We start from the raw sequence: 18,321 nt of genomic DNA on the forward strand, positions 1-18,321 counted from the left end.
CCTGCCGGGTGCCGAGCCAGACAAGGCTGACGAGGAAGACGCCGGAGAACAGCACGCCGACGGCTTCGACGGCGGCCTGCCAGATGCCCGACGAGACGCCGGCCTTGCGGGCCTCCTGCGACTGGTCGGCGTAGTTGCGGCCGAACGTATCCTCGCCGCCGATCCCGCGCAGGATCCGCAGTCCGGCCACGATGTCGGTGGCCATCGAGGTCAGCTCGGAGTTGCGGCTGCGTTCGACCTGCTGGCGACGGTGCAGCGGCCGGAGCAGCGGCAGGGCGGCGCCGAGGAGCACCGGTGCGGCCACCAGCACGAGCACTCCGAGCTGCCATGACATCGACAGCACGATCGCCGCCACGGTCAGGTAGGAGACGAGTTGTGCCGCCGAGCGCGCCAGGATCTCGGTCAGTGCGCCGAACTCGTCGGAGTCGCTGGACGCGACGCTGAGCACCTCGCCCGTGGGGGAGCGACGCGGCAGCACGTGGCCCATCTGGGCGATCTTGCGGGTCACCATCTGGGTCGTGCCGTAGAGACTGATCAGCCAGCTACGGACGATCAGGGTGTGGAAGACGACGCCGAAGACGCCACCGATCACGACCACCCCGAGCATCACGGCCGACCACTTCAACAGCTCGGTCGTCGAGCCGCCGAGGATCCCGTCGTCGACGGCCCTGCCGAAGATGTAGGGGCCCAACGTCAGCGGCATCAGCCACAGCAGACAGGCCAGGGACGACAGCGCGATAACCTGCCACTGCTGGCGCAACATCCACCTCAGGAACGCCGCAGGCGTCCGGGTGTCGGGGTCCGGAGTGGGTGCGTCGTTCGTCCCGGTGAAGAACGTCGCGATCCGTGGTGGGAAGTCCTGCATGCGACCGCCAGCCTAGGCGCCCGCCCGGACCTCACGCGACGCCTTTAATCACCTCAGCGGCGAGTCGGCGTGAATGCCCTGCCGAGTCGGCGTGAACCAGCGTGTGTTGGCGCCGACTCGGCGGTCCATTGGCGCCGACTCGTCAGACGTGGACCGGGTAGTCGGTGTAGCCGGCCTCGTCGCCGCCGTAGAACGTGTCCGGGGCGGGCGCGTTGAGCGGCAACCCCTCCGCGAGCCGGCGCGGCAGGTCCGGGTTGGCGATGAACGAGCGGCCGAACGCCGCGGCGTCGATCAGCCCGGCTCCGATCAGCCGCTCGGCCTTGGCGGCGTCGTAGTTGCCCGCGCCCACGATGACGCCCGGGTGGGCGGCCCGGAGGTCGCGGCGGTAGTCGTCGCTGAGCTGCGGGCCGCCGGCCCAGTCGGGCTCGGACAGGTGCAGGAAGGCCAGGTTGCGCCTGCTCAGCTCGCCGGCGACGTACAGACCGGCCTCCGCGCCGGAGGGGTCCTCGGTGCCGTTGAAGGAGCCGATCGGTGAGATCCGGATGCCGACGCGGTCGGCCGACCAGGCGCCGACGACGGCGTCGGTGACCTCGAGCATCAAGCGGGCGCGGTTCGTGAGCGAGCCGCCGTAGCCGTCGTCGCGCAGGTTGCTGTCGGCAGCGAGGAACTGGTGCAGCAGGTAGCCGTGCGCGCCGTGGATCTCGACCAGGTCGAAGCCGGCCTCCCGGGCGTTGAGCGTCGCGCGGCGGTAGTCCTCGATCACGCGTGGGATCTCGTCTAGCTCGAGGGCGCGCGGTGTGGGGCAGTCGGCCCGGGTCGGGTGGCCGTCCGCTCCGCGGATCGTCGTGCGGTTGCGGTACGGCGCAGCGCTGGCCGACACCGGGAGCGCCCCGTCGTGGAAGGACTCGTGCGAGACCCGGCCGACGTGCCACAGCTGCGCGGCGATCCGGCCACCGGCGGCGTGCACCGAGTCGGTGATCGTGCGCCAGCCGGCGACCTGCTCGTCGTTGTGGATGCCGGGGGTGTCCATGTAGCCCTTGCCCTGGGGGCTGATCTGCGTGCCCTCGGAGATCACCAGTCCGGCGCTGGCCCGCTGGACGTAGTACTCCTGCATGAGCTCGTTGGGGACGTCGCCGGGCGCGGTCGCGCGCATCCGGGTCAGCGGGGCCATGAAGACGCGGTTGGGCGTCGTCACCGCACCGAGGGTCAGGGGCTCGAAGAGGGTGGTCACGTGGAGCCCAACCGGACGTGGGTGACCCCTATTCCGAAGGGGCCGGTACGCAGGCGGTGTTCAGGCGACCAGGCTGCGACGGATGACGCGGTCGTGGACCGCGAGCATCGACGCGACGGTGGCCGACCACGGGAACTCCTCGGCGCGGGCGCGCGCTCCGGCACGGCGTACGGCCTCGGGCCGGGTGGCGAGGTCGAGGACGGCGTCCGCGAGCGCGCCAGGGTGCGGGCGGCCCCAGGCGCCCGAGGAGGCGTCGACCAGCTCGCGGGCTCCGCCGCGGTCGGCGGTGACGACGGGGGTGCCGCAGGCCAGGGCCTCGAGCACGGCCAGTCCGAACGTCTCGCTCGGGCAGACCGACAAGGAGACGTCCGCGGCGGCGATACGACGGGCCAGGTCCGGGCGCCCTTCGATGAAGCCGTGGAAGGTGACGGGTGCCCCGGCGGCGAGCTCGACCAGCTCGGACAGGTGCGGGCCGTCGCCGTACACGTCGAGCTGGACGGGGACGTCGCGGCGGTGGAGCTCGACGGCCGTCGCCACCGCCAGGTGGGGGCTCTTCTCGCGGGACAGGCGGCCGAAGTGCGTGAGCCGCAAGGGTCCGGTCGTTCGCACGGCCGGCGTGGCCGGGCGGAAGGTGTCGAGATCGACGCCCAGCGGCACCCGCACCATCGGGCAGCCAGCGGCGGTGGCTGCCTCGGCGAACTCGTCCCGGGCGTATCGCGAGGTGACGACGACGGTGTCGAAGCTGCGGACGAGGATGCGATTGAGCAGGGCGATCGAGACCTTGGACGTCGTGTCGAGACCGGTGCGCATCGCGAACATGTCGCTGAGGCGCTCGTGCGAGAGCAGCACGGACCCCACGCCTGATCGTCGTGCCCAGCGGGCGACGGGGAGCAGGGTGAGCTTGTCGCTGAGCTCCACCGACGTCGGTCGCCACGACTCCAGCACCTCGGTGACGCGCCAGGGCTCGACGATCAACCGGTAGCCACCGCCGACCTTCGGCGCGCGCAGTTGTACGACGTCACCGGCGGGCGTCGAGACTCGTGAGTCCGCCGGACCGGGGATCACCAGCAGTCGCTCGCAGCCGGCTGCGACGTAGCCGGCGCCGAGTGCGTGGATGGCGGTCTTCATGCCGCCCGAGGCGGGACCGATGAAGTTGGCAAGTTGAGCGATCCGCATGGGTGCACGGTGGTGCACCGCGGTGAACGCGAGGGTGGGTCGAGGTGTCCGGGGCACGACAGTGCGTGCATCGCGAGGCAGTATGGGATCCATGAAGTTCACACGGGGTGTTGTCGATGACGAGAGCTCGCTGGAAGTGGAGCGAGCGCCACACACGGCGGCGGGTGTCACCGCCGTGGTCAAGGCCATGGAGATGGGGGTCGCCCAGATGGGCGTGCGCCGCACGGCCCAGACCTTGCTGCGGCTCAACCAGGTCGACGGGTTCGACTGCCAGGGCTGCGCCTGGCCCGACCCGGATCCGGAGCACCGGCACACGGCCGAGTTCTGTGAGAACGGGGCCAAGGCCGTCGCCGAAGAGGCGACCAAGGAGCGGGTAGGTCCGGACTTCTTCCGCCAGCACTCGGTCGCCGACCTCGAGCAGCGCACGGAGTACTGGCTGGGCAAGCAGGGTCGGATCACCGAGCCGATGGTGCTGCGCGCGGGCGCGACGCACTACGAGCCGATCTCCTGGGAGGGAGTCTTCGCCACGATGGCCGGGCACCTCAACCGGCTCGACGACCCGGACCAGGCGGTGTTCTACACCTCCGGCAAGACCTCCAACGAGGCTGCGTTCACCTATCAGCTGTTCGCCCGGGCCTTCGGCACCAACAACCTGCCCGACTGCTCCAACATGTGTCACGAGTCCAGCGGCACCGCGCTGGTCGAGACGATCGGCATCGGCAAGGGCTCGGTCAGCCTCGACGACATCCACCAGGCGTCGTTGATCGTCGTCGCCGGCCAGAACCCCGGCACCAACCACCCGCGGATGCTCTCCGCCCTCGAGGAGGCCAAGGGCAACGGCGCACGGATCATCTCGATCAACCCGCTGGAGGAGGCCGGCCTCGTCCGGTTCAAGAACCCGCAGCGCGCCCGCGGCGTCGTCGGGACCGGCACGGCGATGGCCGACCTGCACCTCCCCGTCCGGATCAACGGCGACCTCGCGCTCTTCCAGGCCATCGGTTCCCTCCTCGTCCAGTGGGACGCCCTCGACCACGACTTCCTCGAGCGCTACACCGAGGGCTTCGATCAGTACGTCGCCCACGTCGCCGAGCTCGACTGGGACAAGGTCGAGGCCTCGACGGGGCTGACCCGCGAGAAGATCACCGAGGCTGCGGAGATGTTCCGCGACTCCGACGCCACGGTCACCTGCTGGGCGATGGGCATCACCCAGCACCACAACTCGGTCGCGGTCATCAAGGAGATCGTCAACGTCGCCCTGCTCCAGGGCAACATCGGCCGACCCGGTGCCGGCCTCTGCCCGGTGCGCGGGCACTCCAACGTGCAGGGCGACCGGACGATGGGGGTGTGGGAGCAGGCGCCCGACCACTTCCTCGACGCCCTCGGCGCCGAGTTCGACTTCGAGCCGCCGCGCGAGCACGGCTACGACACCGTCAAGGCGATCCGTGCCATGCGCGACGGCAAGGTGAGGGTGTTCGTGGGGATGGGCGGCAACTTCGTCTCCGCCGCTCCCGACACCGAGGTGACGGAGCGTGCGATGCGCAACTGTGCGCTCACCGTCCACGTCTCCACCAAGCTCAACCGCTCCCACCTCGTCACCGGCGGCGAGGCGCTGATCCTGCCCGTGCTGGGACGAAGCGAGCGTGACCTCACCGGCGGGCGGCTCCAGCGCGTCACCGTGGAGGACTCCATGTCGGCGGTGCACGCCTCGCACGGCCCGCTGAAGCCTGCCTCGCCGCACCTGCGCTCGGAGGTGGACATCATCTGCTCGTTGGCGCTGGCGACGCTGCCGGACTCCCCGGTGCCCTGGGCCGCGATGCGCGACGACTACGGCCAGATCCGTCGCCACATCGCGCGCGTGGTGCCCGGCTGTGCGGCCTACGACGAGAAGGTCGACCAGCCGGGCGGGTTCGTGCTGCCGCACCCGCCGCGGGACACCCGCACCTTCGAGACGAAGTCCGGCAAGGCCGTCATCACCGCCACCCCCATCGAGGTGCTCGATGTCGAGCCCGGCCGGCTGATCCTGCAGACCCTGCGCTCTCACGACCAGTTCAACACCACGATCTACGGGCTCGACGATCGCTACCGAGGCATCAAGGGCGGACGGCGCGTGGTGTTCGTGCACCCGGACGACATCACCGCGATGGACTGGTCCGACGGCGACATGGTCGACCTGGTGGGGGAGTGGGACGACGGCGAACGCGTCGCCCGGGACTTCCGGATCGTCTCCTACGACCAGCCGCGCGGCTGTGCGGCGGCCTACTACCCGGAGACCAACCCGCTCGTCCCGCTCGACGCGACGGCCGAGGGCAGCAACACCCCGGCCTCGAAGTCCGTCATCGTGCGGCTCGAACGCCCCGGCTACGTGCCGACCGATCGGCCCGCCGCGGGTAGTCAGCGCAAGGGTGGGCGGCGCAGCGTCGACCCCGTCCACCTGAGCTGAGCTCGCCGTGACGAACCCCGAGTGCGACCCGCAGGAGACCGTGGCGACCGCGGGCGACGTCGACTGCGGGACTGAGGTGCTGAGGCCACGCGAGGTGCCCCTCGGTGGGCCGCGTGCGATGCGCGTACGTCGCACCCTGCCGCAACGCCAGCGGTCGCTGATCGGGGCCTGGTGCTTCGTCGACCACTACGGGCCGGACCTCGTCACCCACTCGGGTGGGATGAGCGTGGCCCCGCACCCGCACACGGGGTTGCAGACGGTCAGCTGGTTGTTCGAGGGCGAGATCGAGCACCGCGACAGTGCCGGGAACCACGCCCGGGTGCGACCCGGCGAGGTGAACCTGATGACGGCTGGACGTGGGATCAGCCACTCCGAGATCTCCACGCCCACCACGACGACGTTGCACGGCGTGCAGCTGTGGGTGGCCCTGCCCGATGCCAGCCGTCACGTCGATCCGCGCTTCGCCCACCACGCCCCGGCTCCGGTGACGGGGCCCGGCTGGCGGGCGCGCGTGTTCCTCGGCTCGCTGCTCGGCGACACGTCACCGGTGGCGACGTACACCCCGCTCCTCGGCGCCGAGCTGCACCTGGACGCCGGTGCCACCCTCGAGCTCGACGTGGACGACTCCTTCGAGCTCGGGTTCCTCGTCGACCGCGGCGTGCTGCACGTCGGCGAGTGCGACGTGAAGCAGGACCAGCTCGCCTACGTCGCCCCCGGCCGTTCGACGCTCGCGCTGAGCGCGGGCTCCGAGGAGGTGCGCGTGGTCGTGCTCGGCGGCCCGCCGTTCGGGGAGGCGATCGTCATGTGGTGGAACTTCGTCGGCCGCACCCACGAGGAGATCGTCGCGTTCCGCGATGAATGGCAGACCCAGGTCGACGACGTGCACGACAGCCAGGACGTCGCACCCGGGAGGTACGGCGTGGTCCTCGGCGACCACCTGCCGCCGATCCCCGCCCCGCCGCTGCCGAACGCCCGGCTCCGCGCCCGCGGCTGACCAGGCGCGCCGCTCAGACGTATGGCAGCAGGAGGTCGATCGAGTCCGTGGGCGTCTTCAGCGCGATGCCCGACCCGATCGCCTGGAGCTTCCAGCCGTCTCCGTCGCGCGACAGCCTGGCCAGGACGAGCCCCGTCTCCTGCACCCCCAGCGTGAGGGTGAAGCGAGCGAACTCGGCGCCGTCACCGTCGATGAGCCGGCAGTAGGCGTTGCGGATGTACTCCAGCGAGTGACCCTGATAGCTGGTGACCAGGAACAGGATCGTGTCGACCTTGGCGTAGACCTTCGTGAGGTCGACGCTGAGCGCCTCGTCGTCCCCCTCCCCCTTCCCGGTGGTGTTGTCACCGAGGTGCACGACCGAGCCGTCGCGAGTGGCCAGGTTGTTGAAGAAGGCCAGGTCGAAGAACTGGCCGTCGGCGAACTGGACAGCGGAGGCGTCGAGGTCGATGGGCGCGGCACCGCTGCCGATGAACCCGGCGGTGGGGGAGTGCTCCCAGCCGACGGCCATCTGCACGCTCGTGAGCGGCCGCCCGCCCTCGGCCGCCAGCGTCAGCGACTGTCCCTTGCTCAGGTCGATCACGTCGTCGAACCTACCTGCCGGGCAGCCGGAGGTGGGCTGCTCGTGCTCCCCGCGCGGGCGGGATCGGTGTCGGGGTCGAGGAGGCCGACCTACGTCTTGGCCGACTTCTTCGCCTTCTTGACCTTCGGCGGCAGCGTGGCGATGTGCTCGCGCGCCCGCTCGATCCACGCCATCGCGTCCTCGTCGGAGAAGTGGGCGGGCAGCGACAGCCAGCCGCCCATCGGCCGTTCGGGCGGTCCGAACGGCCCGGAGCCCTCGATCGCGGCGAGTTCCGCGAGAGCATCCGGCGATGCCTTGACGCCGATGTCGCTCGCGAACAGCCCGGCGTACATGTTGCCGTTCACGAACGCCCCGACCGAGCCGAACATCGGCTTGATCTCGATGCCCGGCCCGTCGGTGACCAGCGACCGGAAGCGCGCCTTGTCCTCGTCGCTGTGCTTCGGCATCTCCATGATCGTCAGGCTACGGCCGCGGTGAGGCTACGGCGACCCGCGAACGCCGCCAGCTTGTCGAGCGGGGACGCATCGGCCGGGACCTCGACCTCGTCGGTGAAGGCGCCGCGGTCGCGACCGTCCGCGATGATGTCGGAGCCGTGCTCGCTGACCCAGGCCACGACCTCGTCGGACACGACGAGCTGCTGGCCGCTGGTCTGGGCGAAGTCCCAGGCGTGCAGCAGGAACTCGATTGAGAGGATCGCGGCCGCCACCGTCGCCGGCAGCTCGTGGCCGCCGGGGCCCGACACCATGCCCTCGACGCCGCGGGCACGCCAGGCATCGATGGCCGTGCCTGCCATGGTCGAGACCCGGTTCTCCAGCGAGCCCTCCTCCGGGTTCACGACCTCGGCGCCGCCCATGGCACCGACCCCGATGATGGAGTCGAAGAGGTGCTCGGCCAGCGCGTGGCCGTCGAACTCGGCGCACGGCGTCTGCCTGGCCCGGTCCTCGGTGGTGAGGCCGCGCAGGACCGGCTGGAGCACGGCCAGGGTGGCCTCGGCGGCGGTGAGCTCGTCCAGGTTCGCTGGCGCGGCGGCCCACTCGTCGGGGCCGGCGTCGCCGGTGGTGACCAGCCTGTCCAGCCGTTCGAAGAAGTGGTTCCAGCCCTCGGCATGGCCGACGGCCTGCTCCTCGCTCAGCCCCTCGTGCACGAGCGTGACCTCGGTGCCCGCACCGACCGGGGTAAGGGTGATGGTGACGGTGGAGGCATCGGGGTCTAGGCCGCTCATGCCGCCCTCCCAGCCCCAGCCCAGCACGATCCGCTTGCCCGGTTCGACCTCCCGCACGGTGCCGACGGCGATGTTGCCGGGGGTCACCGTCCACCGGAAGTCGCCTCCGGCGCGGAGGTCGATGCGAGCGGTGACGGCCTGCCAGCGGCGCAGCCGCTCGGGCTCGGTGACGAGAGCGAACGCCTCGTCGGCGGAGACGGGGAGGACGGCGGTCTTGGTGAAGGTGGTCATGGCGATTGCCTTTCAGTGGTTGTCATTGCGGTTGTCTTTGCGGTGGTCGTCGTGGAGGTGGTGCGCGTCGGCCACGAGCAGATCGAGCTCGGTGGTCCAGAAGCGGTCGATCTCAGCCTGCAGGTCGCGCAGGCCCTCGGGCCGGACGCGATAGATCCGCTGCCGTCCGACCTTCTCGGCGCTCACCAGGCCGACCTGCTCCATCAGCAACAGGTGCTGGGAGATGGCCGAGCGGGTGATCGTGAAGTCGGCAGCGATCTCGCTGACGGTCCGCGGCTGCGGGGCCAGCAACTGCAGGATCCGGCGCCTGGTGGGCTCTGCGGCTGCGGAGAGGGCGTCGGTCATGGGAATACGTTAGTGATGACTAACGTGTTGTGTCAACGGCGGGTACGGCGACGTGCACCTGATGCGCGAGGATGACGCCCATGGCCGGACCCGTGATCGGAGACGACGGACTCGCGCGCTGCCCGTGGGGCGCAGGCGATCCGGTCAACCTCGCCTACCACGACGCCGAGTGGGGCATGCCGGTCGACGGCGAGGCCGCGCACCTCGAGCGGATCACCCTCGAGGCCTTCCAGTCGGGCCTGTCCTGGCTGACGATCCTGAACAAGCGCGAGGCCTTCCGTGAGGTGTTCGCCGGCTTCGACGCAGAAGTCCTCGCCGCCTTCGGCGCCAGCGACACCGAGCGCCTGATGCTGGAGCCGCGGATCGTCCGCAATCGGCGCAAGATCGAGGCCGCCGTCGCGAACGCCCGCGCGACCGTGATGCTGCGCGAGCAGGGCGGACTCGTCGACTTCCTGTGGTCGTTCCGCCCCGACCGGACGCCCGCGCCGCACGACACCAGCGAGATGGCGACGACCAGCGCCGAGAGCCTCGCGCTCAGCAGAGCCCTGAAGAAGATCGGCTTCGCGCACGTCGGCCCGACCACGATGTATGCGCTGATGGAGGCCATCGGCATCGTGGATGACCATCTCGTCGGCTGTCATCGTCGTGGCACCAGCGGGGTGTGGGCGTGATCACGGGGCTGACGGCCCTCGCCACGAGCGTCCTGCTCCCCGCACTCCTCCTGATCCTGCGATAGACCGCTCCTTGGTCGTGCGCGCGCTAATCTGCGCGTCATGACCCGTGTGCACGCCTTCGCCGACGATGCCCTCCAGGACCTCGACGCGGTGGGCCTCGTCGCGGCCATGCATGACGGCCTGCCCGTCGTGGACGTGATCGAGGCGGCGATCGCTCGCGCCGGGGCCGTCGACGCCGACCTGGGTGCGATGGCGTACGCCGCGTTCGACCGGGCGCGCGCCGAGGCGCGGGCCCCGCGTCCGGGCTACTTCGCCGGCGTGCCGACGTTCATCAAGGACAACGTCGACGTCGAGGGCATGCCCACCCAACAGGGCACCGACGCGTTCGTCGCCAAGGTGAGCCGGCACGATGGGGACTTCGCCCGGATGTTCCTCGCGACCGGCGTTGTCCCTCTCGGCAAGACACGGCTCTCGGAGTTCGGGTTCAACGCCGCGGTCGACCACGCACGACTCGGCCCGGTGCGCACCCCCTGGCATCTCGACCACTACGCCGGCGCCTCCTCGGCGGGCTCGGCGGCCTTCGTTGCGGCCGGTGTGGTCCCGATCGCCCACGCCAACGACGGCGGCGGCTCCATCCGCATCCCGGCCGCGGTCAACGGCCTCATCGGCCTCAAGCCGACGCGCGACCGGCTGGCGCAGGACAAGGCGATGCGCGACATGCCGGTGCGGATCATCTCCGACGGCGTCCTGACCCGGTCGGTGCGCGACACGGCGGCGTTCTATCGCGAGGCCGAGAAGGTCTTCCGGCACCCGCGCCTGGCGCCGATCGGCGACATCACCCGACCCGGCCGTGCCCGGCTCCGGATCGGTGTGGTGACCCAGGGAGTCGGCCGCGATGCCAGCCCCGAGGTCTGCGAGCTGACCCTCAAGACCGCCGCGCTCCTCGAGTCGTTGGGCCATCGCGTGGAGGAGGTCGACTCACCCGTGCCCGACTCGTTCGCCGACGACTTCCTCCTCTACTGGGGGATGCTGGCGATGTTCATCGTGCGCACGGGCCGGGCGTCGTTCGGCTCCACCTGGGATCCGAGCCGCCTCGACAACCTCACCCTGGGACTCGACCGGCACACCCGCCGTCATCTGCACCGACTGCCCGGCGCGATCGCCGCGATCGCCGGCAGCAAGCGCCTCGCGGCGCGGCACCGGGCGACGTACGACGTCACTCTCACCCCCACCCTTGCGACTGCCACCCCCCAGGTCGGCCACCTCTCGCCGAGCGCCGACTACGAGGAGATCATGGACCGTCTGCTCGACTGGGTGGCCTTCACACCGCTGGCCAATGCGACCGGCGAACCCGCGATCTCCCTGCCGTTGGCGACCACGTCCTCGGGCCTGCCGCAGGGGATGATGCTGGGCGCCGGACGGGGTCGCGAGGCCCGGTTGCTCGAGCTCGCCTACGAGTTGGAGGAGGCCGCTCCGTGGCCCCGGATCCAGGACGGGATTCAGGGCTGACGGGGGCCGCGCCGACACGATTTCAGTTCCCGCTCGGGCCTGTGTATTCTTCTCCGTCGTTGCCCCTTTAGCTCAGTCGGCAGAGCGTCTCCATGGTAAGGAGAAGGTCTACGGTTCGATTCCGTAAAGGGGCCCTGGGTTGGAGTTCGTCGTAGTCTGGCGGCATCCGCCTGGCGGCGGGGTAGCTCAGGTGGTTAGAGCACACGGCTCATAATCGTGGTGTCGCGGGTTCGAGTCCCGCCCCCGCTACCGAACAGCCTCGATCGATACGCAACCAATAAGGACTTCCCGTGGCCAGCAAGAGCTCTGACGTTCGCCCCAAGATCACGCTCGCGTGCGTCGACTGCAAGGAGCGGAACTACATCACCAAGAAGAACCGCCGCAACGACCCCGACCGCATCGAGCTGTCGAAGTTCTGCCCGCGGTGCCGCAAGCACACCGCGCACCGCGAGACCCGCTGATCCCAGCTGTCACGACGACCCGCCAGGCCGCCTGGCGGGTCGTCGTCGATTTCGGAGTCAATTAGGCTCACGACATGCCGGTCGATCAGTCCCTGGTGGGGCGCGAGTTCCCGCCGACGAGTCAACGCACGGTGACACCCGACGAGGTCGCCGCGTTCGCGTCGGCTCTCGGTGGCCCGATCCACGGCCCGGTCGACGGCCCGGTCGACGGCCCGGCCGAGGCCACGGTGCCGCCGACGTACCCCATCGTCCTCGCCTTCGACGCGATGAACGCCTTCCTGGCCGCCGAGCAGATCGACCTGTTCCGGATCATCCACGGGGAGCAACGCTTCGCCTATGAGCGCCCGATCCGGGTCGGTGACCGCCTGAGCGCCACGCTGACGGTGGCCTCGCTTCGTCAGATCGGCGGCGCCGACATCATCGGCACCACCAGCGCGATCCTCGACGCCGACGGCGCGCTGGTCTGTACGGCGAAGGCCACCCTGGTCCACACCGGAGGCCCGACATGATGCCCGGCGACGCGTTCGACCCGATCACCTATGCGCTGACCCGCGCCGACCTGGTCGCCTACGCGGAGGCGAGCGGCGACCCCAACCCGATCCACCAGGACGAGGACGTCGCGCGCAGCGTCGGCCTGCCGGGGGTGATCGCCCACGGCATGCTCACCCTCGGGCTGGCCGGCCGCGCGGTCGCGTCGTGGACCGAGGGGGCCGAGGTCGTCGAGCTCGGCTGCAAGTTCACCAACCCCGTCGTGGTGCCCGCGTCCGGCTCGGTCGAGGTGGTCGTCTCCGGGTCGGTGAAGAAGGTCGAGGACGGCCTGGTCACCATCGCCCTCGACGTGACCTGCAACGACGTGAAGGTCCTCGGGATGCCCAAGGCTGTCGTGCGTGCCTGAGCTCCTCGCCGACCACACGTCGCTGCGACTCGGTGGCCCGGCCGGCGACTGGGTGCGCGCCACCTCCGAGCAGGAGCTCATCGATGCCGTCTCGGCGGCCGACGCGAGCGGCACGCCGGTGCTGGTGCTCGGTGGCGGCTCCAACCTGGTGGTCGCCGACGAGGGCTTCGAGGGACTCGTCGTCGAGGTCGCCGCCACGGGGATCACCGCGGACACCGACGACTGTGAGGGCGTCTGCGGCGGGGTGATGGTGCGCGTCGCCGCCGGCGAGACGTGGGACGACGTCGTGGGGACCGCCGTGGAGCGGGGCTGGGTGGGTGTCGAGGCGCTCTCCGGCATCCCGGGCAGCGTCGGGGCCACCCCGATCCAGAACGTCGGCGCCTACGGCCAGGACGTCGCCCAGACCATCGCGTCGGTGCGGGTGTGGGATCGCGCCCTCAGGGGCGTGCGCACCTTCGCGGCAGCCGAGTGTGGCTTCGGCTACCGGCACTCCCGCTTCAAGGCCGACCCGTCGCGCCACGTGGTGCTCACGGTCGACTTCCAGTTCCGGCCCGGCACCCTGGGCGCTCCGGTCGAGTACGCCGAGCTGGCGCGCACCCTCGGCATCGTTGCGGGGGAGCGCGCACCGCTCGCCGACGTGCGTCGAGCCGTTCTCGGACTGCGGTCCGGCAAGGGCATGGTCCTCGACGCCGCCGACCACGACACGTGGAGCGCGGGCTCCTTCTTCACCAACCCGCACCTGACTCCCGAACAGGCGACTCGGCTGCCCGCCGAAGCGCCCCGCTGGCCGCAGACCGACGGCACCGTGAAGTCCAGTGCCGCCTGGCTGATCGAGCACGCCGGGTTCACCAGGGGCTACGACCTCGGTGGCCGGGTCTCGCTGTCGACCAAGCACACGCTCGCGCTCACCAACCGGGGCTCGGCCACGACCGAGGAGCTGCTCACGCTCGCGCGGGCCGTGCGCGACGGTGTGGAGCAGGCCTTCGGCGTACGCCTCGTCAACGAGCCGGTGCTCGTCGGCTGCAGCCTCTGAGCGACGGCGATCAGTTGGACGGCCCGGACGTGGTGTAGCCGGTGTTCGGGTCGTAGCTCAGTTCGCCGCTGTTCGAGGGGACCACGAAAGCGAGGGCGATCAGACCAACGACGGCGATGAGGCCGAGGACCAGCAGGGCGGTGCCGATCATGCCCATGATCCGACCGGCCTGGGCCTGCTCGCGACCGGAGTAGCGACCCGGGTCGGCGTCGATCTCCTTGACGACCCGGCCCCCGATCATCCAGGCGAACGGCGCCAGCACGATCGGGATGCCACAGACGAACATGCCGCCGAGCGCGCCGATGCCGAGGACCATGGCGGTGGTCGCCGACGGGTGCTTCGGAGCCATCGGTGCGCCGTACGGCGGTGCGCCGTAGGGCACCTGGCCGTAGGGCGCCTGGCCGTAGGGCTGCTGCTGGCCGTAGGGCGCGTACGGCTGCCCGGCCGCCGGAGGCGGCTGCTGCGCGTAGGGGTCCTGACCGTACGGCTGGGTGGACGGCTCGCCCGAGGGCTGGCCCCACGCCGGGTTCGGCGGCTGGTTCGGGGGCTGGCTCGGCTGTTGGCTCGGGGGCTGGCTCGGGGGCTCGTTGCCCCCGCCCTGCGCGGGCTGTTCCGGCTTCGGCCAGTCGGGGTCGTAGGGGTTGCTCGGCGGCTCGTTGGGTGGCGTCACGCCAGCATTGTCTCAGGAACCACCGACAGCCACGCGTCGATTTCGCGGGTTGCTCCGGCAATGATGTCGCCCGGTGCCCGGGAGGCCGTGAAGGAGCTGCGCGCGAGGTCGGCCAGGGTGGCGTCGTCGAGGTCGTGGGCGGCGCGCATCGTGGCGTACTGGCCGGCCAGCCTCGAGCCGAACAGGAGTGGATCGTCGGCGCCCAGCGCGATCGTCGCGCCCGCCGCGATCAGCTGGGGGAGCGGCACCGACGTCAGGTCGGAGTAGACGCCGAGCGCGACGTTGGACACCGGGCACACCTCCAGGGCCACCCCCGCCTCGACGATCCGATCGAGCAGGGCGGGGTCCTCGGCGGCTCGCACCCCGTGCCCGAGCCGGTCGGCGTGGAGCTCCTCCAGGCAGACCCGGATGTGCTCGGGCCCGCGCAGCTCCCCGCCGTGCGGTGCGAGCAGCAGCCCGGCGCGCTCGGCGATCGCGAACGCACCGGCGAAGTCCCCGGTCCGGCCGCGCCGTTCGTCGTTGGAGAGCCCGAAGCCGACCACGCCGCGGTCGGCGTACTGCGCGGCCAGTCGGGCCAGGGTGCGTGCGTCGAGCGGGTGCCGGGTCCGGTTGGCCGCGATCACCACGGCCATGCCCAGTCCCGTGCGTGCGGAGGCATCGCGGACGCAGTCGAGCACCAGGTCGGTGAAGGCGGTGATGCCGCCGAACCGGGCGGCGTAGCCGCTGGGGTCGACCTGGATCTCGAGCCACCGGCCGCCGTCCGCGACGTCGTCCTCGGCGGCCTCGAGCACCAATCGGCGTACGTCGTCGGGCGTGCGCAGCACGGAGCGCGCGACGTCGTAGAGGCGCTGGAAGCGGAACCAGCCCTTCTCATCGGCGGCCGAGAGCTGCGGGGGCCAGTCCTCGACGAGACTGTCGGGCAGGGCGATGCCATCGCGCTCGGCCAGCTCGAGCAGCGTCGTGTGTCGCATGGACCCGGTGAAGTGCAGATGGAGATGGGCCTTGGGGAGCGTACGGACGTCCCGATGACCCATGGCGTGCATCCTAGGCATCGCCGGAGCGCGACAGTGGCCGGTCGAGCGCGGGTACGCCGCCGGTTCGACGCCGCCGGGGGGCCTTGCGTATGCTTCGGGTTTGGTGGTCCTGCCACATGCTTCGTGCTGCCCGTCCGCGGGTCGCCCGCAGCGGGTGGGCGGAGCCCGGTGCGCAACCGGGAGCCACCGGAGGGCACTAGCTCAACTGGCAGAGCATCGGTCTCCAAAACCGAAGGTTGGGGGTTCAAGTCCCTCGTGCCCTGCAAGACACACGGAAAACACGAGTAACACAGAGAGTTGGTGGCAGACGTGTCGGACTCCAGCGCGGTCCACGAGTCGCGCGAGGACTCCCGTCCACACGACGGGAAGCGCACCAGTCCTGCCACGTTCTACCGTCAGGTCGTCGCCGAGCTCCGCAAGGTCGTCTGGCCGACGCAGGAGCAGCTGGTCACCTACTTCTTGGTGGTCATGGTCTTCGTCCTGTTCATGATGGCGCTCGTCTCGGTCCTCGACCTGGCGTTCGGCAAGCTCGTGTTTGCCCTGTTCGCCGGCAACTCGGCCCAGTGACCTCCCGCCGGGTCACCGGCGCCGTGTGAAACGCACCAGTCCAGTCGATCGGCGAGCAGCAGGCCGGTCACACCCCGCAGATCAACGTTCGGAGCACCACGTGTCGGATCAGCACGACTCCTCGGATGAGTACGAGGCCACTGACGCCCCTGAGGCGACCCCGCAGGACATCCTCGAGGATGCTCCTGAGGAGGACGCGGCGGCTGAGGTGAGCCCCGAGGCAGACGAGGAGTCCACCGAGGACACCGCCGAGGAGTCCACCGAGGACGACGAGCCTGCCGCGGACGACCCGCTCGAGGCGTTCCGTCGCGAGCTGTGGGCCAAGCCGGGCGACTGGTTCGTCGTGCACACCTACTCCGGCATGGAGAAGCGGGTCAAGCAGAACCTCGAGAACCGCATCATCTCCCTCAACATGGAGGACTACATCCACGAGATCGTGGTCCCCACCGAGGAGGTCGCGGAGATCAAGAACGGCCAGCGAAAGATGGTCACCCGCACCGTGCTCCCGGGCTACGTCCTGGTCCGGATGGACCTCACCGACGAGTCGTGGTCGGCCGTGCGCCACACGCCGTCCGTGACCGGCTTCGTCGGTCACAGCCACCAGCCGGTGCCGCTGAGCATGACCGAGGTCGAGGACATGCTCGCCCCCGCCGTGGTCGCCGTGGCCGAGGCCGAGGCTGCTGCCGCAGCCGGCGACAAGTCCGGTCGCGGTGGCGCCACCAGCAAGAAGCCGGTCGAGGTGGCCGACTTCGACGTGTCCGACTCCGTGATGGTGGTCGATGGTCCGTTCGCGACGTTGCACGCGACCATCACCGAGATCAACGCCGAGTCCCAGAGGGTCAAGGCCCTCGTCGAGATCTTCGGCCGGGAGACCCCGGTCGAGCTGAGCTTCAGCCAGATTCAGCGGGTCTGAGCTCAGCACCTGCAGGTAAGTAGTGGCAGGGGGTCCTACCCCCGTCATGACCACACGAGAGAGAGAAAGTAATGCCTCCCAAGAAGAAGATTGCTGCACTCGTCAAGGTGCAGCTGCAGGCTGGCGCAGCAACTCCGGCTCCGCCGGTGGGTACCGCACTCGGTCCCCACGGCGTGAACATCATGGACTTCTGCAAGGCCTACAACGCGCAGACCGAGTCGATGCGCGGCAACGTGATCCCGGTCGAGATCACGATCTATGAGGACCGGTCCTTCGACTTCATCACGAAGACGCCGCCGGCCGCCGAGCTCATCAAGAAGGCCGCTGGCCTCAAGAAGGGCTCAGGCGTCCCGCACAAGGAGAAGGTCGGCAAGCTGACCAAGGCCCAGGTGCGCGAGATCGCGACCACCAAGCTCCCCGACCTCAACGCCAACGACATCGACGCCGCGATGAAGATCGTCGAGGGCACCGCCCGATCCATGGGCGTCACCACCGACTGACATCTCGCGTCCGCGAGCAACACCCGTGGCAGAGCCGCGCTGGCTCATTCACGACCACACTTTTCAGATAAGAGGATTCCCATGCAGCGCAGCAAGACCTACCGCGCAGCGGCAGAGCAGTTCGACAAGGACGAGCTCTACGCCCCGCTGACCGCCATCAAGCTGGCCAAGGCCGGTTCGAAGAAGAAGTTCGACGAGACCATGGACGTCGTCATGCGTCTGGGCGTCGACCCCCGCAAGGCTGACCAGATGGTGCGCGGCACCGTCATCCTGCCCCACGGCACCGGCAAGACCGCCCGGGTCCTCGTGTTCGCGAACGCCGAGAAGGCCGACGCTGCACGTGAGGCCGGCGCCGACTTCGTCGGTGGCGACGAGCTCATCGAGAAGGTCAACGGTGGCTGGCTCGACTTCGACGCCGTCGTCGCGACCCCGGACATGATGGGCAAGGTCGGTCGCCTCGGTCGCGTCCTCGGCCCGCGCTCGCTGATGCCGAACCCGAAGACCGGCACCGTGACGGCCGACGTCGCCAAGGCCGTCTCCGACATCAAGGGCGGCAAGATCGAGTTCCGCGTCGATCGCCACTCCAACCTGCACTTCATCATCGGCAAGGCGTCCTTCTCCGAGGCTCAGCTCGCGGAGAACTACGCCGCGGCGCTCGAAGAGGTGCTGCGTCTGAAGCCGGCCAGCTCCAAGGGCCGCTACATCAAGAAGGTCACCGTCTCCACGACCATGGGCCCCGGCGTCCAGGTCGACCCCAACCGCACCAAGAACGTCGCGGGCGAGGACGAGGGCCAGGCCTGAGCCACGCTCGATGAGTCAGCACCCCGGTCGCCCAGGCGGCCGGGGTGCGGTCATTTGAGTCGCGGGCGGTAGGTGAGTTCGAGCTGCTCGGCATCGAGATGTGGGTCGACGCCGACAACGTCTCCGGCATGGGCTGACGTCACGTCGGTGCGGGCAGCCGCCCTATTCGGTGTAGACCCG

At 70.1% G+C, this 18,321-nt stretch carries 21 protein-coding genes and 3 tRNA genes; 15 read left to right on the forward strand and 9 right to left on the reverse strand.

Translation table 11 applies throughout. The annotated features are described in order from the left end of the window. The 3 genes from RMO85_RS08120 to RMO85_RS08130 all read right to left on the reverse strand — a co-directional run. On the reverse strand, nt 1–865 hold an 865-nt coding region (locus RMO85_RS08120), incomplete at its 3' end, for an ABC transporter ATP-binding protein (RefSeq protein ID WP_310528225.1). A gap of 142 nt (nt 866–1,007) precedes the next feature. Next, nucleotides 1,008–2,096, reverse strand: a complete 1,089-nt coding sequence (gene nemA, locus RMO85_RS08125; RefSeq protein WP_310528226.1) for an N-ethylmaleimide reductase — start codon at nt 2,094–2,096, stop codon at nt 1,008–1,010. Nucleotides 2,097–2,156: 60 nt separating this feature from the next. Beyond that, nucleotides 2,157–3,272 (reverse strand): glycosyltransferase, encoded by a 1,116-nt coding sequence (locus tag RMO85_RS08130; protein WP_310528227.1) that lies wholly within the window; start codon nt 3,270–3,272, stop codon nt 2,157–2,159. Between the two features lie 91 nt (nt 3,273–3,363). Between RMO85_RS08130 and RMO85_RS08135 the strand changes: the two genes are divergently transcribed. Both RMO85_RS08135 and RMO85_RS08140 read left to right on the forward strand, forming a co-directional pair. Further along, nucleotides 3,364–5,712 (forward strand): FdhF/YdeP family oxidoreductase, encoded by a 2,349-nt coding sequence (locus RMO85_RS08135; protein ID WP_310528228.1) that lies wholly within the window; start codon nt 3,364–3,366, stop codon nt 5,710–5,712. A gap of 7 nt (nt 5,713–5,719) precedes the next feature. Next, complete coding sequence (locus tag RMO85_RS08140; RefSeq protein ID WP_310528229.1) at nt 5,720–6,706, forward strand: pirin family protein; 987 nt, start codon at nt 5,720–5,722, stop codon at nt 6,704–6,706. Between the two features lie 13 nt (nt 6,707–6,719). On the opposite strand, the gene RMO85_RS08145 is transcribed toward RMO85_RS08140, so the two are convergent. The 4 genes from RMO85_RS08145 to RMO85_RS08160 all read right to left on the reverse strand — a co-directional run bounded on the left by RMO85_RS08145 (nt 6,720) and on the right by RMO85_RS08160 (nt 9,084). Next, entirely contained in the window at nt 6,720–7,286 is a 567-nt protein-coding gene (locus tag RMO85_RS08145; RefSeq protein ID WP_310528230.1) for a TerD family protein, read from the reverse strand. Between the two features lie 89 nt (nt 7,287–7,375). After that, a complete protein-coding gene (locus tag RMO85_RS08150; RefSeq protein WP_310528231.1) occupies nt 7,376–7,738 on the reverse strand; it encodes a TfoX/Sxy family protein in 363 nt (120 codons plus the stop codon). Nucleotides 7,739–7,743: 5 nt separating this feature from the next. Next, on the reverse strand, nt 7,744–8,739 hold the full coding sequence (locus RMO85_RS08155) for a TIGR03086 family metal-binding protein (protein ID WP_310528232.1): 996 nt from the start codon (nt 8,737–8,739) through the stop codon (nt 7,744–7,746). A 12-nt stretch (nt 8,740–8,751) separates the two neighbouring features. After that, a complete protein-coding gene (locus RMO85_RS08160; RefSeq protein WP_310528233.1) occupies nt 8,752–9,084 on the reverse strand; it encodes a metalloregulator ArsR/SmtB family transcription factor in 333 nt (110 codons plus the stop codon). An 80-nt stretch (nt 9,085–9,164) separates the two neighbouring features. On the opposite strand from RMO85_RS08160, the gene RMO85_RS08165 reads away from it, so the two are divergent. The 8 genes from RMO85_RS08165 (at nt 9,165) to RMO85_RS08200 (ending at nt 13,656) form a co-directional block, all read left to right on the forward strand. Next, entirely contained in the window at nt 9,165–9,755 is a 591-nt protein-coding gene (locus tag RMO85_RS08165; protein WP_310528234.1) for a DNA-3-methyladenine glycosylase I, read from the forward strand. Nucleotides 9,756–9,857: 102 nt separating this feature from the next. After that, nucleotides 9,858–11,267, forward strand: coding sequence for an amidase (locus tag RMO85_RS08170; RefSeq protein ID WP_310528235.1), 1,410 nt, complete (start codon nt 9,858–9,860; stop codon nt 11,265–11,267). 61 nt (nt 11,268–11,328) lie between these two features. Further along, nucleotides 11,329–11,401 (forward strand) — tRNA-Thr (locus RMO85_RS08175). A 41-nt stretch (nt 11,402–11,442) separates the two neighbouring features. Then, nucleotides 11,443–11,516, forward strand: a tRNA-Met gene (locus tag RMO85_RS08180). Nucleotides 11,517–11,557: 41 nt separating this feature from the next. Next, nucleotides 11,558–11,728 carry a 50S ribosomal protein L33 gene (gene rpmG, locus RMO85_RS08185; RefSeq protein WP_028654832.1) on the forward strand — a complete coding sequence of 57 codons (171 nt, stop codon included), beginning with the start codon at nt 11,558–11,560 and terminating at the stop codon, nt 11,726–11,728. 74 nt (nt 11,729–11,802) lie between these two features. Next, complete coding sequence (locus RMO85_RS08190) at nt 11,803–12,237, forward strand: MaoC family dehydratase N-terminal domain-containing protein (RefSeq protein ID WP_310528236.1); 435 nt, start codon at nt 11,803–11,805, stop codon at nt 12,235–12,237. Continuing rightward, the gene (locus tag RMO85_RS08195; protein WP_310528237.1) at nt 12,237–12,623 is read left to right on the forward strand and encodes a MaoC/PaaZ C-terminal domain-containing protein; all 387 of its coding nucleotides are present in this window, start codon (nt 12,237–12,239) and stop codon (nt 12,621–12,623) included. Before RMO85_RS08190 ends, RMO85_RS08195 begins: the two co-directional genes overlap by 1 nt. Continuing rightward, nucleotides 12,616–13,656, forward strand: a complete 1,041-nt coding sequence (locus tag RMO85_RS08200) for a UDP-N-acetylmuramate dehydrogenase (RefSeq protein ID WP_310528238.1) — start codon at nt 12,616–12,618, stop codon at nt 13,654–13,656. Before RMO85_RS08195 ends, RMO85_RS08200 begins: the two co-directional genes overlap by 8 nt. A 10-nt stretch (nt 13,657–13,666) precedes the next feature. Here the strand turns inward: RMO85_RS08200 and RMO85_RS08205 are convergent, their stop codons facing one another. Further along, nucleotides 13,667–14,326, reverse strand: coding sequence for a DUF4190 domain-containing protein (locus tag RMO85_RS08205; protein ID WP_310528239.1), 660 nt, complete (start codon nt 14,324–14,326; stop codon nt 13,667–13,669). Then, nucleotides 14,323–15,360 (reverse strand): adenosine deaminase, encoded by a 1,038-nt coding sequence (locus RMO85_RS08210; RefSeq protein ID WP_310528240.1) that lies wholly within the window; start codon nt 15,358–15,360, stop codon nt 14,323–14,325. Before RMO85_RS08210 ends, RMO85_RS08205 begins: the two co-directional genes overlap by 4 nt. Before the next feature lie 190 nt (nt 15,361–15,550). Here RMO85_RS08210 and RMO85_RS08215 point away from each other — a divergent pair. From RMO85_RS08215 to rplA, 5 genes are all read left to right on the forward strand, one after another. Then, nucleotides 15,551–15,623: transfer RNA gene (locus RMO85_RS08215), tRNA-Trp, on the forward strand. A 46-nt stretch (nt 15,624–15,669) separates the two neighbouring features. Next, complete coding sequence (gene secE / locus RMO85_RS08220) at nt 15,670–15,927, forward strand: preprotein translocase subunit SecE (protein ID WP_310528241.1); 258 nt, start codon at nt 15,670–15,672, stop codon at nt 15,925–15,927. Between the two features lie 100 nt (nt 15,928–16,027). Then, the gene (nusG, locus tag RMO85_RS08225; protein WP_310528242.1) at nt 16,028–16,840 is read left to right on the forward strand and encodes a transcription termination/antitermination protein NusG; all 813 of its coding nucleotides are present in this window, start codon (nt 16,028–16,030) and stop codon (nt 16,838–16,840) included. 71 nt (nt 16,841–16,911) lie between these two features. Next, nucleotides 16,912–17,340 carry a 50S ribosomal protein L11 gene (gene rplK / locus RMO85_RS08230; protein ID WP_310528243.1) on the forward strand — a complete coding sequence of 143 codons (429 nt, stop codon included), beginning with the start codon at nt 16,912–16,914 and terminating at the stop codon, nt 17,338–17,340. Nucleotides 17,341–17,421: 81 nt separating this feature from the next. Continuing rightward, nucleotides 17,422–18,141: a 50S ribosomal protein L1 gene (gene rplA / locus RMO85_RS08235; RefSeq protein ID WP_310528244.1), complete on the forward strand. Its 720-nt coding sequence runs from the start codon at nt 17,422–17,424 to the stop codon at nt 18,139–18,141. The last annotated feature ends 180 nt before the right edge of the window (nt 18,142–18,321 follow it).

The sequence above is a fragment of the Nocardioides sp. genome, from assembly GCF_031422975.1.
In the GTDB taxonomy this organism is placed as follows: domain Bacteria; phylum Actinomycetota; class Actinomycetes; order Propionibacteriales; family Nocardioidaceae; genus Nocardioides.